The following is a 19,772-nucleotide window of genomic DNA, read 5'->3' as shown; positions in this document are numbered from 1 at the left end:
GTCGTCCCAGTCAGTGACCCACTGACTCCGTAGTGCTCACCGCCCATCGTCGGTACAGCTCTTCGTCACTCAGAGCGACAGCCCTTCATCGTCCACAACCGCGTCCGCGAGCACGGACTCGAGTTCCCGCACGCTCGCTTTCTCTACCCGATCCGGGTTCGCGAGCACGTGCATCGTCTGGGTCCCGAGTGGGACGTACTCGAGTGAGAGTCGCTCCGCAGTGTCGCGCAGGCCGAGTGCGGCGTCAGCCTCACCCGCAATAACTCGTCTGGCGGGGCTCTCGTGGGCACGCAGACCGACGTCGAAGCCGTCGATTTGGGTGGCGAGGTTGTGGTGGTCGGTTTTCGTCCCTGTTTCTGTTCCTGTTCCTGTTCCTGTTCCCGTCTCTGCATCTCGTTCTGCAGCGAGATCGGCGAGTGCTCGCTCGAGGCTCGTGCGGAGGCCGGAGTCCGACGTTCGGTTGACGAACTGCAAGTCTCGGTCGACCAGGTCGTCGAGGCCGTCGATCTCGTCGGGGTTGCCCGCGCGGACGACGAGCCCCCAGTCGCGCTCCCAGCTGCCGAGTTCGGTCGCCTCGAGCCCGTGTTCGCGCCCGCTCGGACCAGCGACGACGGCTACGTCCGGAATACCCTCTCGGAGCCGTCGGAGACCAGGTCGGGAGCCCACCGAGAGATATCGGGGGTTGTCGAGGCGGTCGAGCACACGGTTGAGGGTCGGATCGTCTTCGCCGACGCCGAGCAGCGTAGGCGGGCGAACGTCGGGGGAAAAGAGCTGGACATCGACGGACTCGCCGCGTTCGAGGTAGTCCGTCTCGGGACCGACTTCGACGACGCCGTCGGCTTCGGCGAGGCTGGTCGTCGCGCCGCTGCCCTTGTCGACGGGGTAGACGAGGGTGTCACTGGCTCCAGCACCGTTACCAGCGGTGGCACCAGCACCGTTACCGTTCCCGCCCCCGCCCCCGTCCCCGTCGGTAACGAGCCCCACCGGCATCAGCCGGAGTCGGCCCTCGCCGTAGCGCTCGTCGCGAGCCATTCGGCCGGTGACGGTCGCCGATTCGGGTTCGGGAAGCCCAGCAGCCCGCCGGATCGCCGGCGCGACGAACGTCCGGAAAACCATCATCGCCGAGACGGGGTAGCCAGGAAGCCCGACGTACGCGGAGGAGTCCAGTCGGCCGACGAGCATCGGTTTCCCAGGCTTGACGCTCACGCCGTGAAGCAGCAGTTCCCCCTGCTCCTCGATGACGCGATAGATCACGTCGACCGCGCTCGCGCTGGTCGACCCCGAGGAGAGCACGAGGTCACACTCCGCGGCAGCCTCGCGGAGAATCCGCTCCATCTCGTCCTGCTCGTCGCCCGCGTGCGGGTAGAGGACCGCCTCGCCGCCCGCGTCCTCGACGCCGGCCGCGATCGTATAGCTGTTCACGTCGTAGATCTCGCCACGGGTGCTCTCGAGTTCCCCGTCCCCGCCGGGACGCACCAGTTCGTCACCCGTGGAGACGATGCCGACGCGCGGTTTGCGCCGGACAGGCACCTCGTCGATCCCGAGCGCGGAGAGGAGGCCGATGTCTCGCGGTGTGATGCGGGTTCCGGGGCCGAGTGCGCGTTCGCCGGCAGCAACGTCCGCGCCGGCGAACATGACGTTGTCGCCGGGGGCGACGGATGTGCGGACCAGTACTGTCTCGTTGCTCTCGTGGTCCTCGCCGCTCTCGCCGTTCTCATCAGTTCTATCGTCGACATCGCCACCAACGTCCGTCCGCTCCACCGGCACCATCGCATCCGCCCCATCCGGCATCACCGCCCCCGTCGAAATCTCGGCCGCCTGGCCCGACTCGAGTACAACTCCTGGCTCCTCGCCGGCGTGGACCGTCCCGACCACGTCGAGTTCGGCGGGGTCTGCCTCGTCCGCGCCGAACGTATCCCGTGCGTTGAGCGCGTAGCCGTCCAGACTGGCCCGATCGAAACCGGGTACGTCGAGTTCGGCGTCGAGCCGTGCGACGAGGACGCGGCCGCGGGCGTCCTCGAGTGACACGCGTTCGACGCCGCCCTCGATCGACAGCGAGTCGATCGCCTCGCGGGCCTCCGTTGGGGAGGCGAGGTCGCGAAACTCCTTGCGGTTCATACGGGCCCTTCGCAGGCGGACGGTAAAAACGTCAGTTGCTTACCGCCGGCCACAGCCGCCGGCGGGCTCCCAGTTCTCCACCAGAACCGTCTCTCCCTCGGGAATCCCCTCCCGGTCGTCGTCGACGACAACCCAACCGTCCGCGAGCGCGACACTCGAGAGGACCCCCGAGCCGCTGGCCCGGGTTGGCGTCGCGGTGTAGGTAGGTCCGTCCGCTGTGTCGTCGCTGTCACCGCTGTGCGACAACTGCACGCGGGCGAACGTTCGCGTGCCGGGTTCGCTGGGAATCTTGCGCTCGAGTCGGGCCCGCGTCGTCGGATGGGGTTCGGGTTCGGTCCCGGCGAGCCAGTGAAGTACTGGCCGGACGAACTGCACGGCGTTGATGATACAGGCGACCGGATAGCCTGGTAGCGCGAGGACAGGCGTCTCTTCAACAATCCCAAGACAGACCGGATGGCCGGGCTTGAGGCCGACGCCGTGGACGAGCACCTCGCCAAGGTCGTCGATCACCTCGGGTAGCAGGTCACGTTCGCCGACCGAGGAACCGCCGGTCGTCACCACAACGTCTTTCGTCAGGTCGCGCTGGATCGCGACGCGCAGGGATTCGTGGTCGTCCGTGACGATGTCACGGTAGGTCGCGCGTCCACCCCAGCGTTCGACCAGCCGCGAGACGGTGAGCCCGTTGGTCTCGATGACCTCGCCCGGATCCGGGTCGTGTTCGACGACTTCCTCGCCGGTCGGGATGATGCCCACCGTCGGCCGCGTTGGGACTTCGACCTCGGTGCGCCCGACCGACCGCAACAGGCCGAGATCCGACGGCCGAAGCCGGTGGCCGGCATCGTAGAGGTGCTGTCCAGCCTCGACGTCCTCACCCACTGGTGCGACGTTTTCCCCCTCCGCGACGGCGTCGGTGATCTCGAGGTCTCCCGTCGACGCGACCGTCTCGACGTGCTCGATCATCACGACCGCGTCGGCCCCCTCGGGAAGCGCGCTGCCCGTGTGGACCCGCGTCGCGGTTTCGGGTGTGACAGGTGCGTCAGTAACCGTTTCGCCGTCTTGGCCCCCGTTCGACCGCAGCACCGCCGGCGAGCGCTCGCTCGCACCGAACGTATCCGCCGCGCGAACGGCGTAGCCGTCCATCGCCGCCCGCTCGTAGTGTGGCACGTTTCGGCCGGCCTCGACCGGCGCTGCGAGCACGCGACCGTCGGCGGACTCGAGTGACACGGCGTCCGTGTCGGTTGGTGGCTCCGTCCCCTCGGCCATCCTCCCGTGACGGTCGTCGATCGCCTCCCTGAGTAGCTGGCGCGCCTCTGTGACCGGGGTTCGGACCTTGAACCCGGCCTCGGTGCGCTCGCTGTCGGCTCCTTTCATATGCTGTAGCGGGTCGCGGGGCGTCAAAAGCGTAGGGGAGGACCATCGTGGTGTGTCTCTTCCCCAGGCGGATAGCAGAGCGTGAGCGGGCCGCGGACGTGATGACCGCGACCGCGGGCTTTTTCGTATCGGCGTTCGAACCTGTATCTATGCCAGCGCTCCGCGACGCCCTGCGGGATCTCACCGAGGACGTCTTCTTCGATCTTCTCGAGAGCGACGAGTCGTACCTGCTCGTTCTCGACGTACCAGGAATCACCGCCGATTCGCTCGACTGCGTCGTCGAGGACGGCCAGCTCGCGATCACTGCCCAGCGCGAGAAAGACACACCCGATGGCTACCAGTATCTCGAGGAGAACCGGTCGCTGCTCGTTGACGTCGAACTACCGCTCCCGAACGACGTCCAGACGGCGGGGGTCGAGACGGACGCCGTCGTCGAGCGCGGGGTACTCGAGATCACGCTACCGAAGGCGACGAGCGAGGAGATGATGATCAACATTGTCGATGAATCTGGTGCTGTCGACGGTGCTGTCGACAGTGCTGTTGGCGGTGCTGGCGACGATACTGGCGACGATGGTGAACTGACGTACGGCCACGACCACGACCACAGCGACAGCGATACCGACAACGACAGCGATACCGACAACGACAACATCAACGACAGCGGTAGCGACAACGACAACGATCGCAACGAGACCAACGACACTGCAGGAACCGACGAACCGAGGTGACCGAGGCTGGGCTCTCTCCGTGCGTACAAGCGATTCGTCCTCGTCGCCTGGCAGTTTCTCCCCTTGCTACTCGCGTATGCACGGGACCGCCGTCGCTTCCTCCTGTTCGGTCGCTCTCGATCCGTCGACACCGAAACCCGCCGCCACCGCGCGTCGGTCCTACTCGAGTCGCTGCTGACGCTCGGGCCGACGTTCATCAAACTCGGCCAGCTCCTCTCGACGCGTCCGGACGTGCTTCCGCCGGCGTACATCGACGTACTCGCCGCGTTGCAAGACGAGGTGCCACCGGCCGAGTGGGACGAGGCGAGAGCGATCATCGAAGCGGATCTCGGCTCGATCGACGAGCAGTTCGAGTCGTTCGACACCGACGCGATCAGTGGTGCGAGTCTGGGGCAGGTCTACCGGGCACGGCTCCACTCCGAGACAGTCGACGACCGCGAGGACGATGTCCGCGAGGTCGCCGTCAAGGTCCGACGCCCGGAAATCGAGTCACTGGTCGAAGCCGACCTGCGCGTCATCCGCTGGTCGCTCCCACTGTTGCTCTTTTTCGTCGACGAATCACGCGCGTTCTCACTCGAGAACCTCGCCGACGAGTTCGCGAAGACGATCCGCGAGGAAATGGACTACGAGCGCGAAGCGGAGATGCTCGAGACCATCCGCTCGAACTTCGTGGGCGACGACCGCTATCGTATCCCGGCCGTCGTCGAGAGCCACTCCGGGGCGCGCATCCTCACGATGGAGTACATCGGAGGGACGAAGATCAACGACGTGGCTGAACTCGAGTCGCGCGGGATCGACCGCAGCGAGGTCGCGGAGAACCTCCAGTGGGCGTACATGCAGATGATCATGGACGACGGCGTGTTCCACGCCGATCCGCACCCGGGGAACCTCGCGGTGACCGACGAGGGCCGGATCGTCTTCTACGACTTCGGTATGTCCGGCCGGGTCGATGATTTCGTCCAGGAGAAGATCATCGAGTTCTACATCGCCGTCGCCAATCAGGACATCGACGGTATCCTCGACGCGCTGATCGAGATTGGGACGCTCTCGCCCGATGCAGATCGCGGGGTGATGGCTGAGGTGATGGAGATCGCCATTCAGGACGCCCGCGGCGAGGATATCGAACAGTACCGGGTCAACCAGATCATCAGTCAGATCGAGGACTCGATCTACGTCTTTCCGTTTCGGCTGCCAAAGAATCTCGCGCTCGTCCTGCGGGTCGCGACAGTCGTCGAGGGCGTCTGTGTTACGCTCGACGAGAACTTCGACTTCATCGAGACCGCGACGGGCTACCTGACCGAACAGGGCTACCGCGAGGAGACGGCAAGACAGTACGCCGCCGAAACGGCACAGCAACTCCGCCAAACCGGCGAATCGCTGACCCGGATCACGCCGAAAGCAGAGCGAACACTCGACCGACTCGACCGGGACGACCTCTACGTCCGTATTGGCGTCGAAGATCCCGACGGCGTGTTCGACAAACTCGCAAAGCGACTCGTCTACGGCATGTTGCTCACGATGTCGCTGTTCTCGATGGGCGTTCTCTACGCGCTCAACGCGCCCTGGGCTGCAATCGTCGCGGCCGTCTTCTCCTTTTTCGTCGGGATCCAACTCTACCGGACGTTTCGCGAACCGCGGTCGATTCGGGCGCGACCACAGTTTACGAGACAGAGCATGCGACAACGTCGGCGCGACGAATAGCGTCGTCGTTCCGCTGCGTGGCAGTCGTCTCGTCCTTCTGCCGCGAGACGACTGCTCCGCTGACCGTCTCCATGACCCACGCTGTGACCACCACTGGCGACCCTCCGTGTGAGAACACCTCAACGTTCTTTCCACTGGCCTCCGAAAGAGTGGTATGGATCCGGATTCAGACACGGACTCGCCACCACCCCTCTCGTTCGGCTCGCTCGCCGACCTGCCGCTCACCATCGAACGCGTCTCGACAGCACGACTCTCCCGTGACACCTCGAGTGGCTTCACCCGCGTCACCACCGAAATCACACTCGCCGGTAACGGCCTCGAGGGCATCGGCGAGGACGTCACCTACGAAACCGAGGACCACGACGAACTCGCCGCCTACGGCCTGCCGGATCTCACCGGCGAGTTCACACTCGAGTCCTTCTCGAATCGCCTCGCCGACCTCGATCTCTTCCCAACCGCTCCCGACCGCGAGGTCTTTCGGAACTACCGCCGCTGGGGGCTCGAGAGCGCTGCGCTCGACCTCGCGCTGCGCCAGTCCGACACGAAGCTGGCCGCCGAACTCGGCCGCGAGCGCGACCCCGTCCGCTTCGTCACCAGCATGCGCCTCGGCGAGCCACCGACGACGGACCGACTCGAGTCCCTTCGCGAACAGGTGCCAGAAATCGAGTTCAAACTCGATCCGACGACTGACTGGGACGAATCGCTCATCGCGCGCTTCGAGGAGTCCGACACCGTCGGAACCGACCTGATCCGGATTCTCGACCTCAAGGGACAGTACGAGGGGACGGATGTCGACACGCCCGCCGACCCCGAGCTGTACGAGTTGGCACTCGAGTCCTTTCCCGACGCACTCGTCGAAGACCCGGGCCTGACCGACGAGACGGAGCCGCTGTTCGAGGACGAGGCCGTCCGCGAGCGCGTCTCCTGGGACGCCCCGATCGAGAGCCTGGCGGACGTCAAGGAGCTGCCCTGGGAGCCCGACTGGCTGAACATCAAACCGTCCCGGTTCGGCTCGGTCGCGTCGGTACTCGAGACGATCGCCTACTGCGAGGAACGCGGCATTCAGATGTACGGTGGCGGGCAGTTCGAACTCGGCGTCGGCCGGGGACACATTCAGTTGTTAGCGTCGCTGTTCTACCCCGACACGCCGAACGACGTTGCGCCAGGGGCGTACAACGATCCGGACGTTGACGGGGAGTTACCGATGAGTCCACTCGAGCCGCCAGCAGCGTCGGCAGGGTTCCGGTGGTGAGCTGTGACGGCTGGCATGGGTAGGATGTTCGATACCGGGGACCTGGTGAGGGGGTGACTACCGAAGACAGCGCCCGAACAGTTCGGTCTCACACGTCGTGAGTCCGTACAGGGTGCTGTCGGTGTTCGCGTAGAGCCAATCGTCTGCGACGGCGACCGAGTTCCTGAGTGAGCGTTCGGTATCGTAGTGCGTGTGGACCGAGCCGGTCTCGCGGTCGATGACGACGAGGAGGTTGCGATTGCCGACGTAGATGCGATCGCCGACGACTGCCGGGATACCCGTTCTAGCGGCGGTGGGTTCGGCCTCTCTGAGTTCGTCTGGGTCGGTGTTTGGCGAGGCTAGCTGGCGATCCGCGTCCGGCCAGCGTCGCTCGCCAGTCGCCGTGTCTCGGGCGAGGAGCCGAAAGCCGGCGGCGTAGTACATCGTGTCGTCAGTTGCCGCCAGCTGTCGGGGGATCCACCCGCCGCCATACTCGTCGTCAGTAGCTTCCCACAGGACCTCGCCGGTCGTTGTATCGAGTGCTGCTGCGCCGTAGCTCTCATCGTCCCCGCGGTATCCCTCGGTGACGAAGATGGTACCGTCGACGACGGTCGGCGCACTGTCTACCGAGAGCGACTCGCTCCACAGTTCGGTGCCGTCGGCTGCGTCGAGCGCTTTCACGCCTTCCTCGAACTCCGTGAGGTAGACGACGTCATCGACAGCGACAGCCGAGTAGACACCCGTTCCGTCCCACGTCGTGAACTCGTGGCGCCAACGTTCGGAGCCGTCCGTGAGATCGATGGCGTAGAACAGCGGCACTGATTCACCACTGGCGACCTGGCGATAGTGACCGACATAGACCGTATCGTCGTCGATTGCAGGCGAGATCGGTTGGTAACTGAGCTGTCCGTCGCTGACGTTGTCGAAACACCACTGTTCCCCCTCGTTCTCGTCCGTCGCGACTGCACAGAGACCGTTCGACGTCTGTATCAGGATCAGCGATCCGTCGTCGGCGAGCGTGAGTGAATCGGCGTGATGGTACGTCTGCTGGCTCTCTCGTGTCGTCGTTGCAGTCGTGGTCCACTGACTGTCGCCGGTCGCGGGGTCGATTGCTTCGATCACGATGGCCCGCTCTCCTTCCATGAGCGACGGTGGGCCGTCGGTGTAGCCCACGTAGAGCGAGCCGTTCGCGAGCAGTGGCGACGTACTCGATCCGCCATACGACGGCAGTGAGCGCGTCCACCGGGCCGTCAGTGGTGACTCAGGCCCGTCGATATCACCGGGATGAACACCGGATCGAGAGCGGTTATATCCGCGCTGAGGCCACGACCCGGTCACCGACGGCTCCCGTCGGACGGCGCTACAGCCGGCAAGAACAGCGCTCCCGCAGGTCGCGAGTACCGCACGTCTGGAGGGCATGTCTGTGGTTTCGTTCTCTCGGTTCACGGCAAATAATTTGTGTTCGTGGACGGTTTCAAGGCCGCTTGTCGCTCCCTAAACGGGCTACGCAGCCACCACGTTCTGCGCAGGCGACAGTTGGCTACATACTGGTGATTCCGCTCACACGATTTCACTCACACAATTCCACTCACATGACTCCACTCAACACGGCTCCCACAGAGCCGACGGCACTCCCTCCCCACCAACGCCATCCTCGAGTTCCCGTTGTAACTCGTGGACACCATATCGCGACTCCGAACACAACTGCTCAGCACACGTCACCGGCACCACGATGCGACGACACTCTCCCGACACGAGCAGGCCGTCCGGCCCGAACGTGACCTCGAATTCGTAGTAGTGTGGACGGATGTCTCGCTCGTCCTCGTCGTACGGACACCCACACTCACACTCGCACTCACACTCACACTCGCACTCACACCCATCCCCCTCGAGTACCGGATGCACCGTCTCGAGTGCAGCCGCGACGTACTCGAGTACCAGCCCCAGCCCAGGGGTGTCGGTTGTGCCGAGGTCGATGTGAATGACGGGAACAACGGGAACGACGGTGGTAGTCACCCCCGCAGCAGGAGCAGCGGAGTCGTCGACGCGCTCGAGTCGGCGAACGGTCGGCGGCGTCTCGAGGTGTGAGCCGGTGCCGGGACCGAGTGCCGTGGCGAGGTGGTCGTCGAGGTCGGCAGCCAGCGACGAGAGTGGTGGTGACTCGCGGGATCGGTGGTAGCGTTGCCAGAGCCAGCGTGTGATTCCGGAGACGATGGCGACGACGGCGGCGACGGCGACAAGCGTGATGACGACCGCCTCCAGCGCAAGTGTGGTCGACGGGATGACTCCCGAGGCGGAGAGGTCACCAGGCGAGGGGTGTGTACCTTGCCACAGCCGCAGGTACTGGTACTGGTACTGGTACTGCCACTCGGCAGTGACCGCGAACTCGAACCCGAACTCGAGTTGGACGAACTCGAGTTGGAGGAGGTGCCCCAGGTGGGAAGTAACAGTGCCGGTGCCGCCAGTCATTGGGTCGCTGTTCGTGGGTTCGGGCCGAGATAGTTTCGCTTCTGACAGCCGGTTTTGTCGGGGCGTTGTTGTCCATTCGACCCCCTCGAAACCGCCGTTAGCGGCTGATAGAAGCCGAAGTTGGCCGATATCGAAGAAACAACTGTCGGAGCCGCCATTCCAAACGGTTTATGGCCATCGGTTGATTACCCCGGGACATGGCGAAACAGCAGCAAGAAGTTCGCGACCTCCAGGAAGGTAGCTACGTAGTTATTGACGACGCAGCGTGCAAGATCAACGCGTACTCGACGGCGAAGCCAGGCAAGCACGGCAGCGCCAAGGCCCGAATCGAGGCTGTCGGCGTCTTCGACGGGAAGAAGCGCTCGCTCTCCCAGCCAGTCGACGCGAAGATCTGGGTTCCGATCATCGAGCGCAAACAGGGTCAGGTCGTCTCCGTCGACGGCGACGACATGCAGGTCATGGACCTGGAAACGTACGAAACGATCACGATGCGCATGCCCGAGGATGTCGACGCTTCCCCTGACGAGAACATCGAGTACCTCGAGATGGAAGACCAGCGAAAGATCGTCTAAGGATGTTTCCTGGGGCGACTGACGAACGCGAGGCAGCAGACACGGCGGCCGAGTCCGCCCGTGGAGACGCGAACTTCGTGGTCGTCGGTGCGCCCCTGGACGTGTCGACGACCTTTCAGCCGGGGACCAGATTCGGTCCGCGGCAACTGCGGACGTTTGCAGAGCCGTTCGACGATTACGACCATCGGACGGACCAGTACTTTTCGGACCTCGGCGTTCTCGACCACGGCGACGTTCGCGCGTGGGACGACGTGTCCGCGTATCTCGAGTGGCTCGAGGGAACGCTGCGCGATATCGTCTGGGACGACGCCGTCCCGCTCACCCTCGGTGGCGAGCACACGGTCTCGCTGGCCGGCGCTCGGGCCGTCGAACCCGAGGTTGTCGTCTCGCTCGACGCCCATCTGGATCTGCGAGACGACTACGACGGCAACCCGCTTTCACACGCGAGCGTCATGCGCCGCATTCTCGACGACGTCGACTCGGTCGAGGAACTGGTCGTCATCGGTGCTCGCGCCGGCAGCGAAGCCGAGTGGGAGCGGGCCACGGAAGACGACGTGACCGTCGTTCCACCCGAAGATGTCGCTGACTGGAACGCAACAGGGTGGGTCGACAATCGAGAGGCCTACCTCAGCGTCGACATCGACGCCGCAGATCCCGGCTACGCGCCCGGTACCGGAACCACGGAGCCGTTCGGTCTCGAGCCACGCGAGTTGCGCAACGTGGTTCGAGCGGTCGCACCACAGGCGACTGGCTTCGATATCGTCGAGGTCAACGACCGCGACGACGGCCAGGCGGCCTCGCTCGGCGCGAAGCTACTGCGAGAGTTCGTCTACGAGCACGCAGCAGAGCGGCTGTAGCAGCCGGGGCGCTTTGAACCGTCCCGTCCGTTCAGAACGGCGACGACAGATACTCCTTCGGAATCGAATTCCGCACCGTCACCAGCGGGTCCACGACCTGACTGATCTCCAGTCCACCAACCAGACTCGAGAACAGGTAGGCGTCAGTCGTACTGATATCGTGCTCTGCGGACAGCAGTTCGAGTGCATCCCGGTTGGCCAGTTCGCAGGCTTCCTCCAGTGTCTCCGCGTTGGCCAGCGGCTTCCAGGCGTCGGGCGTTTCGATCAGCGGGCGTTCGAGCTCCGTCTCGGGCTCTTTCAACACTTCGACCGTCACGTCGATGTCCGTGCCGATCTCCGCGCCGGTGCCGCACATCTCGCCGTCGGCCATCGCAGCCTTGCAGTCGCCCATCGCGAGCATGGCACCCTCCTGAAAGACGGGGAGATAGACTGTGTTCCCGGCGGCGAGATCCGTCGTGTCGAGGTTGCCGCCGTGGTTGTGTGGGACGAGCGTCGTGTGTGTTTCCGACTCAGTCGCGACGCCGATGGTGCCGATGAGCGGGTCGACTGGGATGTCGGCGTCGATTCCCTCGAACGAGAGGCTGCCATCTTCGACGGGTGTCATCCGTGTTTTCGGGGCCTCGATCCCGTCGTGGCCGGCGAGTAAACCGAAGCCCTCGATCGAGATGACGCGACCGTGTTCTTCCGTGAGGCGGATGTCCTCGATGTCGACGCGAAGTACGTCGCCCGGTTTGGCACCTGCGACTTCGATGGGTCCCGTTGCGGCGTTGACCTCGTCGGGGACGGCTTCGATCACGTCCGAATCGGACTGGACTGCGCCGTCTAAGCTGTCTCTGGTGTCGATCGTCAGCTTCTCGCCAGATTCGACCGTTGCGATCGGTTCCAGTTCCGGCGTGAACTCGTAGATAGCGCCCTCCTCGTGACTGATCGTTCGTCGCGACATAGCCATCGATACGAATGGCGTGGTTGTAAATCGTCCTCTCGCGGAAATTCGTGATTCGGAGTCGCAAGCGGTGCTGGCGCGGTTTACAGCGTTCGAGTGCAGGATTGCGTGCGAGTGCAGGACCACAGGTATATGTATCACGCGGGTGGAGGCTACTCGCGGACTGTTTGCGATGCGACTGCGGCGAGAGGTGCGGTATGGTCGCGGCGATGACTGCAATACGGTTGCGGACACGATCGCGAAATCAGCCCGTTGGAGTCGGACACGGACACGGAAACGGACACTGAGACGCGCACACGTGACTGTGAGTCCGACCGGCGATGCGACCGCAGATGCGGAGCATACGACACCGATCCACCATGAACGTAACCGACGTCCACGACCGCTGGGAATCGCTCTCGGGAGCTTACTCCCCCGAATACTACGCCTACTACGGCCCGAACGCGACGAGCAAGGCCCTTCAGCAGACGCTGTCCGAACTCGTCGACCCGAATGCGTCCGTCCTCGAACTCGGCTGCAGTTCGGGACGCCACCTCGCACACCTCCACGAACACGGTTACGAAAATCTCGCCGGCATCGACATCAACGAAACCGCCTTCGAGGTGATGGCTCAGAACTCACCCGAACTGTTCGAAGCGGGCACCTTCTACTGCTGCTCGATCGAACACCTCGTCGACTCTCTCCCGACGAATCGCTTCGACGTCGTCTACTCGGTCGAAACGATTCAGCACGTCCACCCCGACAACGACTGGGTGTTCGACGACCTCGCTCGTATCGCCAGTACTGCGGTTATCACGGCCGAGAACGAGGGTAATACCTCGAACGGGGATTCTGGGTCCGATTCGACAGCGGAAGCAGAGCCAGAAGCAGGGCCAGAAGCAGAAGCAGGGCCAGGGCCAGAAGCAGAATCATATTCAGCTTCAGGCCCAGACTCAGATTCCCCACTGCGCGAAGTCCGCGAAGTCGACGGACTCCCGCTCTACATCCGAGACTGGGAACAGGTCTTCACCGACCGCGGTCTCCGGCCGGTCGACTGCACCGATACCGAAATCGAGCGCCACACGGTGCGTGCGTTCGACTGTCGGTCGTAGCTGACTCCGTCCACGGCACAGCCAGAGACCGCAAGGATACAAGCCCGCCGCGGAATAACGGACGCGTGTAAGCTACCCATGAGCATGGAACTCGCCGCGTTCGTCGACCGACTCGACGAGACGCTCGACACCGCAGCGTACGCCGACCTCGACGCCAGCGCGAACGGCCTCCAGGTCGGACCACACGAGAGAACAGTCGAGCACGTCGCGTTCGCAGTCGACGGCGTCCAAGAGACGTTCGAGCAGGCGATCGAGGCCGACGCGGACGTGCTGGTCACCCACCACGGCATCTCCTGGGGCGGCTTTGATCGTGTGACTGGTCGAACCTACGACCGCCTCCAACCGCTGATCGAACACGACCTCGCGCTGTACGTCTCACACCTCCCACTCGACGGCCACCAGAAACTCGGCAACGCCGCCGGCGTCGCCGACGTCCTCGGCCTCGAAAACCGCCAGCCGTTCGGCGAACTCGGCCCCGAGTACATCGGCCAGCGCGGCCGCGCTACTGACTCGTATACGCCTGCCGAACTGCGCGACCAACTCGAGTCCACTCTCGAGACGGGCGGCCAGCCAGTGCAAGTACTCGAGTTCGGCCCGGACGAAATCGAGGAGGTAGGGATCATCACGGGAAGCGGGACGGACTGGCTCGACGAGGCAGTCGAGGCGGGCGTGGATGCGCTTGTGACGGGAGAGGGGAAACAGAAGGCCTACCACGAGGCCAGGGAGGCTGGCATTCACGTCGTGCTGGCAGGCCACTACGCGACGGAGACGTTCGGCGTCCGAGCAGTTCGGGAGCGCGTCGAGTCGTGGGACGTCGACCTCGAGACGAGTTATTTCGAGGTTCCAACCGGGCTGTAGGCTGGAGCTGGCCGACTGGCTAACTCACCCCGAATACTATTCCAGTCGCCGGTGGACGTTCCGTATGGATATGGAGGTTGTACGCGAACTCCCGCCACGACCGTCTGCGCGCGAGGTTGCGGTCGCGGTCGGTATGATCATCGGCGTCAACGTGATCGGCTCGTCGCCGTCGCTCGTTTTCGGTTCGGATACGAGCTGGTTCGCCGAGCCGTGGTTCTTTCCGCCGGGGATCGTTTTCGGGATCGCCTGGACGACCCTGTTCACGCTGATGGGACTCGCGCTGTACCTCGTCTGGCGACACGGCACCTCCCGGAGCGATGTTCGCCTCGCAATTGCTATTTTCGCGGTGCAACTCGTCGTGAACGTCTCGTGGACGCCCGCGTTTTTCGGCCTGCAGCGGGCGGATCTCGGCTTGCTCGTCATCGCGGTGCTGTGGGTCGCCGTCGTCGCGACCATCTGGACGTTTGCCCGCGTCGATCGACTGGCGGCGGTGTTGCTGGTTCCCTACATCGCCTGGGTCTCGTTCGCCGCCGTGCTCAACTACACGATTTACGCCAGCTGAGCACCGAAACGCGGGCACGAGAACAGCCACGTGACAGTCTCAGTTGGTCACGCACCATCCTCAATACGTCTGTGACGTTGCCGACCCCACGTCGATCCGCACCAGCGTGTTATCCGCGTAAGCGTCTGCAGGCGCGTCGTACTTCGCATGGATTCGCCGGCGAGCGTCCTCGTTCGCTGCCTCGTCCTCGACGATCGTCGCCGTGCCGAGCAGGCTCACCGTCCACTGGGTCTGTCCGCCCTCGTCAGCCTGTATCGAAAGCGCGACGCGCGGGTTCTCCCTGATGTTCGCCAGTTTCTTCCCACTCGTCACGACCTCGACGACCTCGGCCGACTCGTCGTAGGAGTACCAGACCGGCGCGACGTGTGGTCGCTCGTCGACACAGGTTCCGAGGTGTGCCATGAGCGGTTCGCTCTCGAGTAGCTCGGCAGTCTCGGCTGAGACGGTAGACACGACTCGGTACCCCACGAGAACGGACAAAAGTGGTGTCCCGGCGGAGTCATGCTCGTGTCGGAACCGGCGTTCGCAACAGAATCACGATCACGAGGACCGGAGTCGGCCCACGTCCAGCCGCAAATAGTGCCAGAGCGTTCCCGTCAGTCCATCGTCGGTAATCCGGCGGCCAGAACTCGCGACGAGTACGTCGGGATGGTAGGCCGTCGGATACTGTCGGCCGAGCCGTCGGCTGAACGCCGTATCCTCGTTCGGGACGTCCGGAAAGCCGCCCACATCGTGGAACGCCCGCCGGTGTACGACGCAGTTGAACCCTGGCAGCACCGGGGACGCAAGCCGTGGGAAGAGCTGATTGATCGTCGCCTCCATCAGCTTCGCGCGAACGGGGCCGGTCATCCAACAGCGCGAACTCGCGGCCGCGATCCCCTCGCGTTCGACGAACCCCAGCATCTCGGTGAGGTAATCAGCCCGCATGCGGGTGTCGGCATCGACGAACGCAAGCCACTCGCCGTCGGCGTGGCTGGCACCACGGTTACGAGCCACGGCGATACTCGAGCCCTCCTCCTCGACGACCGTCGCCCCGTACTCGCGGGCGATCACCTGCGTGTCGTCGGTAGACGCGCCGTCGACGACGATCACCTCGTACTCGTAGGCGGTGTCGAGCGCGGCGATACTCGAGAGCGCGCCGCGCAGGTATGCGGCCTCGTTTCGTGCGGGGATAACGATGCTCACGTCGATGGGTGGTGGGGCTGGTGTCGACGATGAGTCCTCAACTGCCGACCGGGTCGTACTCGCGGACATCCTTCTCGTCGTACTCGCTCACCTGCGGGTTGCTTAGCCGTGGTGGTGTACGCCCCGCGTAATCGCAGTCTCTCCCCGGAGATCACCCTGTTAGCCGCCGATTCGTCTATTCACGGCAACATGCAGTATCTATCATGAAGATTTATAATGATGGACCATGATGGATTGTGTACAGACAATGTCGGTCGTACACGTACGCCTTGGAGCGTGAACTCGCTCACACACCACCCCGTCTTCGAACCGCCTCTTATGATACCCTGCAGCCCAACCAGACCCGACCGACATGAGCACACGACACCGACCACAGACCCAGACGCGAACGCAAGCACAAGCACAGACGCAGACACAGACACAGACACAGACGCAGACACAGACGCAGACGCAGACACAGACGCAGACACAGACACAGACACAGACACAGACGCAGACACAGACAGACACCGCTACACGCTTCGGACCCGATACTAGCACTGACGCAAGCACTGCCGACGGAGCTAGTCCTTCATCGGGGACATCCGCCACCGCCCGCTCGCCAGCAACGTTCTCCCACCGCCACACGGACCGCCTCCAGAACCTCATCGACGAGTGGAACACCGCCTTCGCAAATTCGCGGTCCTCGGATGACTCCACTCAACCGTAGTCAGAACGCAGTTGGACTCGAGTACACCCACTCACAGCCGCCGGTCACCAGGCTAGCTGGCTAACCGACAACCGTTTTCCGCTCGCATCCCTATTGCCGCCTGGCCGATGACGAAGTGCTGACCCGAGCCAGACTCGGCACCTGGCGATGACGAACCCTATGAGTACTGCCAGGCCCGCTGTCGCCGATTCCCGGCGATAGCGTTCTCTCGAATTGGATTCGACCAGCCGACTGGCTGTTGGACGCTGTGTTCAATTCGCGAGTGCCAGACACACCGCCGCTCAGGCACGCCGGACGAGGTGAGCACGAACAACCCGCTGGCACGTCCCACAGAGCCGATCGAGAGCCACCATCGCGGCCAGAACCGGATACGTCTGTCGCTGCTCCTGATACAGGTACTCGACAACCTCGCGATGAGCCGTTTTGGCAGGCGTCTCCTGCGCACTCACCCGCGCCAACGTCTCCTGTCGCTCCTTGACGAATCGCTGACAGCACATTCGGCGAACAGCGAGGGCTTCGTGGCGTTCTCGAAGCGCTTCGAACCCGAGCGACGACAGCGGCGACTTGTCCACCGTTTCGAGCCACTCGAGTACGCCGTCGACCGCAGTTACTGCCTCGTTTAGCGAGGCTATTTCGCGCTCCAGGACGCGAGCCATCGTCTCGAGTTCGGTTCGGCGATGGCCCGCGCTCATCTGGATCGCTTCCTGCAGTATTGGCGTAAACCGATCGAGAGACGCGCTGCTGTCACACCAGTCGCGTGGGACGTGATAGTGCAGACGAGACCAAAGCGAGCGCTCAGCGTGTAATCACTGTTCATCGGACTGCCACATAACAAGACATATACTGTGTCCGATTCGTCTGGAAAAAGACGCTCTCGATGGTCTCGGCTACCTCTACGCTCTCGGCGCTGCGAACTGCCCTTCGCGAGCGTGTCCGCACCGATACCCGATCGCTCGCGCTCTTTCGAATTGCTCTTGCACTGTTGATTCTCGCCGATCTCTTCCTTCGATCCCGGAACTTTTCGTACTTTTACACGGAGGCCGGCCCAGTCCCTCAGTCGCTCGCAACGATCGCACTACCGGCTGACGTGCCGGCCGTATACTTCCTCACCACAGATCCTGCCGGCACGGCGGCGCTGTTCGTCCTCCACGGCGTACTCGCCGTCCTGTTGCTCGTTGGCTACCACACTCGGATCGTGACTGCGCTCTCGTTCGTGTTCGTTCTCTCGCTCGACCTGCGGAACCCGCTGGTGCTGAGCTACGCCGATACGCTGTTCGCCTGGCTGCTTTTCTGGGCGATCTTCCTCCCGCTCGGCGAACGGTGGTCGATCGACGCTGTCCACGTTGATCGGGAATCGAGAGCCAGCGTCGCGAGCATCGGTTCGGCGCTCGCACTCTTTCAGATGATCACGATGTACACGGTCAACGGCTATCACAAGTCAGGCTCTGACCTGTGGACGAGTGGCGAGGCGGCCGTCCTCGTCTTCGGCCTCGACGACATGACCTTTCTCCTCGCGGACTCGCTTCACGCAGTCCCGTCGTTGCTCCAGGCCGGCGGCCTCGCGTGGTACTACATGCTCAGTGTCTCCGGCCTGCTCGTCCTCGCACACGGTCGGTTCCGCACTGGACTCGTCTCGATTTACATGGTCGCACACCTGTCGTTCGCCGTCACCGTCCGCATCGGCGCGTTCGCGTTCGTCGCGCTCGCCGGCCTCCTCCTCTTTTTGCAGTCGTCGTTCTGGGACGATCTCTCGGCCGTTGCACAGCGACTCTCGCTTCCAACTACGACCGCGACCACGACCACGACCGCCGACACCCACAGAACAGTCCACACTCGACTCCCGCTCGCTCGTCGCTACCGCAGCCACCGTATCCTCTCAACTGCAACTGCAACTGCAACTGAAACTGCAACTGCAATCGCCACCCACCTGCCACGGCTCCGACTCGAGTACACTGCAAATCTCACACATCGAATCCGACACAACCCCGCCCGGACAGTGGCGGCAACCGTTGTCGCGCTCGGAGCCGTCGTCGCGCTGGTGTCGGTGCTCTCAGCTGGCGGGCTGGTCAGTGACGAGGTCGATCCGGCTACGGAAATCGAACGGGGGGCGACCGGGTTCATCGACCACCAGACGGAGTGGAGTATCTTTGCACCGGAGCCGCGAACGACGGACCGCTACTACGTCTTCCCGGCGGAGACTGCCTCGGGCGAGCGCTTCGACGTGTACAACGACCGGGCGTTGTCGTTCGATCGGCCGTACGATAACCTGCAACACCAGTACGAGACGTACCGTGAGCGCTTCTACATGAACAGTGTCGGGTCGGCAGACCCGCCCGAGACAACTGCCCTGCTGGCCGAACACATCTGCACTGAGTGGAACGAGGCCCACGACGGCGGCGACGAACTCACGCACCTCACGATGTACCAAGTGCAAGAGGAGGTGACCCGCGAGACGATCGGAACGCCGGACGAGCGCGATCGCTCGGCGGTGTTGCTGTATAAACACGGCTGCGATGACAACGAGCCGATCGAAATCGTGGACCCCGAGCGGGATGGGATGCCGTAGTTTGACTGTTCGTCGGTTACCGATGAGGGTTGACGCGAGCCCCGATCGAGATGCTCCGCACGCCGTAGCGCTGGCAGGCACCCTGTGCGCGCTCTGAGGTAAACTCGTACTGTGGATTCGCGCGCATCACAACGATATCGATGCCGGGACGTTCGATGACGTCGGTGTAGTCGTCGAGCTGCATCGCGCCGCCGATACACGACGCCCAGAGATCCACGTCGTTCTTGATCCGTTCCGGCATGTGCTCTCGGCTGACGATATCTGAGAGCGCGAGGCGTCCGTTCGGTGCGAGGACCCGCTCGACCTCCTCGAATACCCGTTCTTTCTGCGCCGAGAGGTTGATTACGCCGTTCGAGAGCACGACGTCGAAGGAGTCGTCACCGAAAGGTAACTCCTCGATGTAGCCGCGTTCGAACGAGACGGTGTCCATCCCGGCCGCGTCGCGAGCGGCACGTGCGCCCTCGAGTTGCTCGTCGGTCATGTCGATCCCGACGACGCGTCCCTCGTCGCCAACGTGCAAGGCGGCGACAAAGGCGTCCGTCCCCGACCCGCTCCCCAGGTCGAGTACCGAATCGCCGGCTCGAAGTCCGGCCATGTCTATGTGGTAGCCAACCCCAGCGAACGATGCGAGTGCACGCTCTGGAATCCGGTCGAGATCCGCCGTCGGATACCCCAGTTGCTCCGCCAGCGGTCGCCCCATTTCGAAGTGGTACTCCTCGTCCGGCTCCGTCGCAACCGCTTGATAGAGTGTCGTTACCTTCTCCTCAAGTTCGCGTTCGTCGAGTTTGTATGCCATAGTGGCTGTGTTCGT

Annotated in this window: 19 protein-coding genes; 10 read left to right on the top strand and 9 right to left on the bottom strand. The window is 63.6% G+C overall.

What is annotated here, in order from left to right; genetic code table 11:
* Positions 1-69 precede the first annotated feature (69 nt).
* Together NMAG_RS05815 and NMAG_RS05810 are read right to left on the bottom strand one after the other, a co-directional pair.
* Entirely contained in the window at positions 70-2,118 is a 2,049-nt protein-coding gene (locus NMAG_RS05815; protein ID WP_004217104.1) for a molybdopterin biosynthesis protein, read from the bottom strand.
* 39 nt (positions 2,119-2,157) lie between these two features.
* Positions 2,158-3,489: a molybdopterin molybdotransferase MoeA gene (locus NMAG_RS05810; RefSeq protein WP_004217102.1), complete on the bottom strand. Its 1,332-nt coding sequence runs from the start codon at positions 3,487-3,489 to the stop codon at positions 2,158-2,160.
* Positions 3,490-3,638: 149 nt separating this feature from the next.
* Between NMAG_RS05810 and NMAG_RS05805 the strand changes: the two genes are divergently transcribed.
* The 3 genes from NMAG_RS05805 to NMAG_RS05795 all read left to right on the top strand — a co-directional run bounded on the left by NMAG_RS05805 (position 3,639) and on the right by NMAG_RS05795 (position 7,170).
* Positions 3,639-4,217: an Hsp20/alpha crystallin family protein gene (locus NMAG_RS05805; protein ID WP_012996484.1), complete on the top strand. Its 579-nt coding sequence runs from the start codon at positions 3,639-3,641 to the stop codon at positions 4,215-4,217.
* Between the two features lie 63 nt (positions 4,218-4,280).
* Entirely contained in the window at positions 4,281-5,918 is a 1,638-nt protein-coding gene (locus NMAG_RS05800; RefSeq protein WP_004217100.1) for an ABC1 kinase family protein, read from the top strand.
* Between the two features lie 154 nt (positions 5,919-6,072).
* Positions 6,073-7,170: an enolase-like domain-containing protein gene (locus tag NMAG_RS05795; RefSeq protein WP_004217099.1), complete on the top strand. Its 1,098-nt coding sequence runs from the start codon at positions 6,073-6,075 to the stop codon at positions 7,168-7,170.
* Between the two features lie 57 nt (positions 7,171-7,227).
* Here the strand turns inward: NMAG_RS05795 and NMAG_RS05790 are convergent, their stop codons facing one another.
* Together NMAG_RS05790 and NMAG_RS05785 are read right to left on the bottom strand one after the other, a co-directional pair.
* Positions 7,228-8,568 carry an outer membrane protein assembly factor BamB family protein gene (locus NMAG_RS05790; protein ID WP_012996483.1) on the bottom strand — a complete coding sequence of 447 codons (1,341 nt, stop codon included), beginning with the start codon at positions 8,566-8,568 and terminating at the stop codon, positions 7,228-7,230.
* A 183-nt stretch (positions 8,569-8,751) separates the two neighbouring features.
* Complete coding sequence (locus tag NMAG_RS05785; RefSeq protein WP_004217097.1) at positions 8,752-9,618, bottom strand: hypothetical protein; 867 nt, start codon at positions 9,616-9,618, stop codon at positions 8,752-8,754.
* A gap of 197 nt (positions 9,619-9,815) precedes the next feature.
* Between NMAG_RS05785 and NMAG_RS05780 the strand changes: the two genes are divergently transcribed.
* Together NMAG_RS05780 and speB are read left to right on the top strand one after the other, a co-directional pair.
* Positions 9,816-10,190 carry a translation initiation factor IF-5A gene (locus tag NMAG_RS05780; protein ID WP_004217095.1) on the top strand — a complete coding sequence of 125 codons (375 nt, stop codon included), beginning with the start codon at positions 9,816-9,818 and terminating at the stop codon, positions 10,188-10,190.
* A 2-nt stretch (positions 10,191-10,192) separates the two neighbouring features.
* Entirely contained in the window at positions 10,193-11,047 is an 855-nt protein-coding gene (gene speB / locus NMAG_RS05775) for an agmatinase (RefSeq protein ID WP_004217094.1), read from the top strand.
* 31 nt (positions 11,048-11,078) lie between these two features.
* Here the strand turns inward: speB and NMAG_RS05770 are convergent, their stop codons facing one another.
* Positions 11,079-11,990: an acetamidase/formamidase family protein gene (locus NMAG_RS05770; protein ID WP_004217093.1), complete on the bottom strand. Its 912-nt coding sequence runs from the start codon at positions 11,988-11,990 to the stop codon at positions 11,079-11,081.
* 359 nt (positions 11,991-12,349) lie between these two features.
* Between NMAG_RS05770 and NMAG_RS05765 the strand changes: the two genes are divergently transcribed.
* From NMAG_RS05765 to NMAG_RS05755, 3 genes are all read left to right on the top strand, one after another.
* Complete coding sequence (locus NMAG_RS05765) at positions 12,350-13,081, top strand: class I SAM-dependent methyltransferase (protein WP_004217092.1); 732 nt, start codon at positions 12,350-12,352, stop codon at positions 13,079-13,081.
* An 84-nt stretch (positions 13,082-13,165) separates the two neighbouring features.
* On the top strand, positions 13,166-13,939 hold the full coding sequence (locus NMAG_RS05760; protein WP_004217091.1) for a Nif3-like dinuclear metal center hexameric protein: 774 nt from the start codon (positions 13,166-13,168) through the stop codon (positions 13,937-13,939).
* A gap of 70 nt (positions 13,940-14,009) precedes the next feature.
* The gene (locus NMAG_RS05755; RefSeq protein ID WP_049916415.1) at positions 14,010-14,501 is read left to right on the top strand and encodes a TspO/MBR family protein; all 492 of its coding nucleotides are present in this window, start codon (positions 14,010-14,012) and stop codon (positions 14,499-14,501) included.
* A 60-nt stretch (positions 14,502-14,561) separates the two neighbouring features.
* Here the strand turns inward: NMAG_RS05755 and NMAG_RS05750 are convergent, their stop codons facing one another.
* Entirely contained in the window at positions 14,562-14,954 is a 393-nt protein-coding gene (locus NMAG_RS05750; RefSeq protein WP_012996481.1) for a pyridoxamine 5'-phosphate oxidase family protein, read from the bottom strand.
* 87 nt (positions 14,955-15,041) lie between these two features.
* Positions 15,042-15,755, bottom strand: coding sequence for a glycosyltransferase (locus NMAG_RS05745; RefSeq protein WP_012996480.1), 714 nt, complete (start codon positions 15,753-15,755; stop codon positions 15,042-15,044).
* Positions 15,756-16,038: 283 nt separating this feature from the next.
* Between NMAG_RS05745 and NMAG_RS22000 the strand changes: the two genes are divergently transcribed.
* Positions 16,039-16,395: a hypothetical protein gene (locus NMAG_RS22000; RefSeq protein ID WP_004217085.1), complete on the top strand. Its 357-nt coding sequence runs from the start codon at positions 16,039-16,041 to the stop codon at positions 16,393-16,395.
* 281 nt (positions 16,396-16,676) lie between these two features.
* Here NMAG_RS22000 and NMAG_RS05735 read toward each other — a convergent pair whose 3' ends face one another.
* Entirely contained in the window at positions 16,677-17,171 is a 495-nt protein-coding gene (locus tag NMAG_RS05735) for a DUF7260 family protein (protein ID WP_455363789.1), read from the bottom strand.
* Positions 17,172-17,272: 101 nt separating this feature from the next.
* On the opposite strand from NMAG_RS05735, the gene NMAG_RS05730 reads away from it, so the two are divergent.
* The gene (locus NMAG_RS05730; protein WP_004217083.1) at positions 17,273-18,961 is read left to right on the top strand and encodes an HTTM domain-containing protein; all 1,689 of its coding nucleotides are present in this window, start codon (positions 17,273-17,275) and stop codon (positions 18,959-18,961) included.
* Positions 18,962-18,977: 16 nt separating this feature from the next.
* Here the strand turns inward: NMAG_RS05730 and NMAG_RS05725 are convergent, their stop codons facing one another.
* Complete coding sequence (locus NMAG_RS05725) at positions 18,978-19,757, bottom strand: methyltransferase domain-containing protein (protein WP_004217082.1); 780 nt, start codon at positions 19,755-19,757, stop codon at positions 18,978-18,980.
* Positions 19,758-19,772: the final 15 nt, after the last annotated feature.

Origin of the sequence: Natrialba magadii ATCC 43099, from assembly GCF_000025625.1 — an archaeon.
GTDB lineage: Archaea > Halobacteriota > Halobacteria > Halobacteriales > Natrialbaceae > Natrialba > Natrialba magadii.
This window is presented reverse-complemented; position numbering and strand designations above follow the sequence as displayed.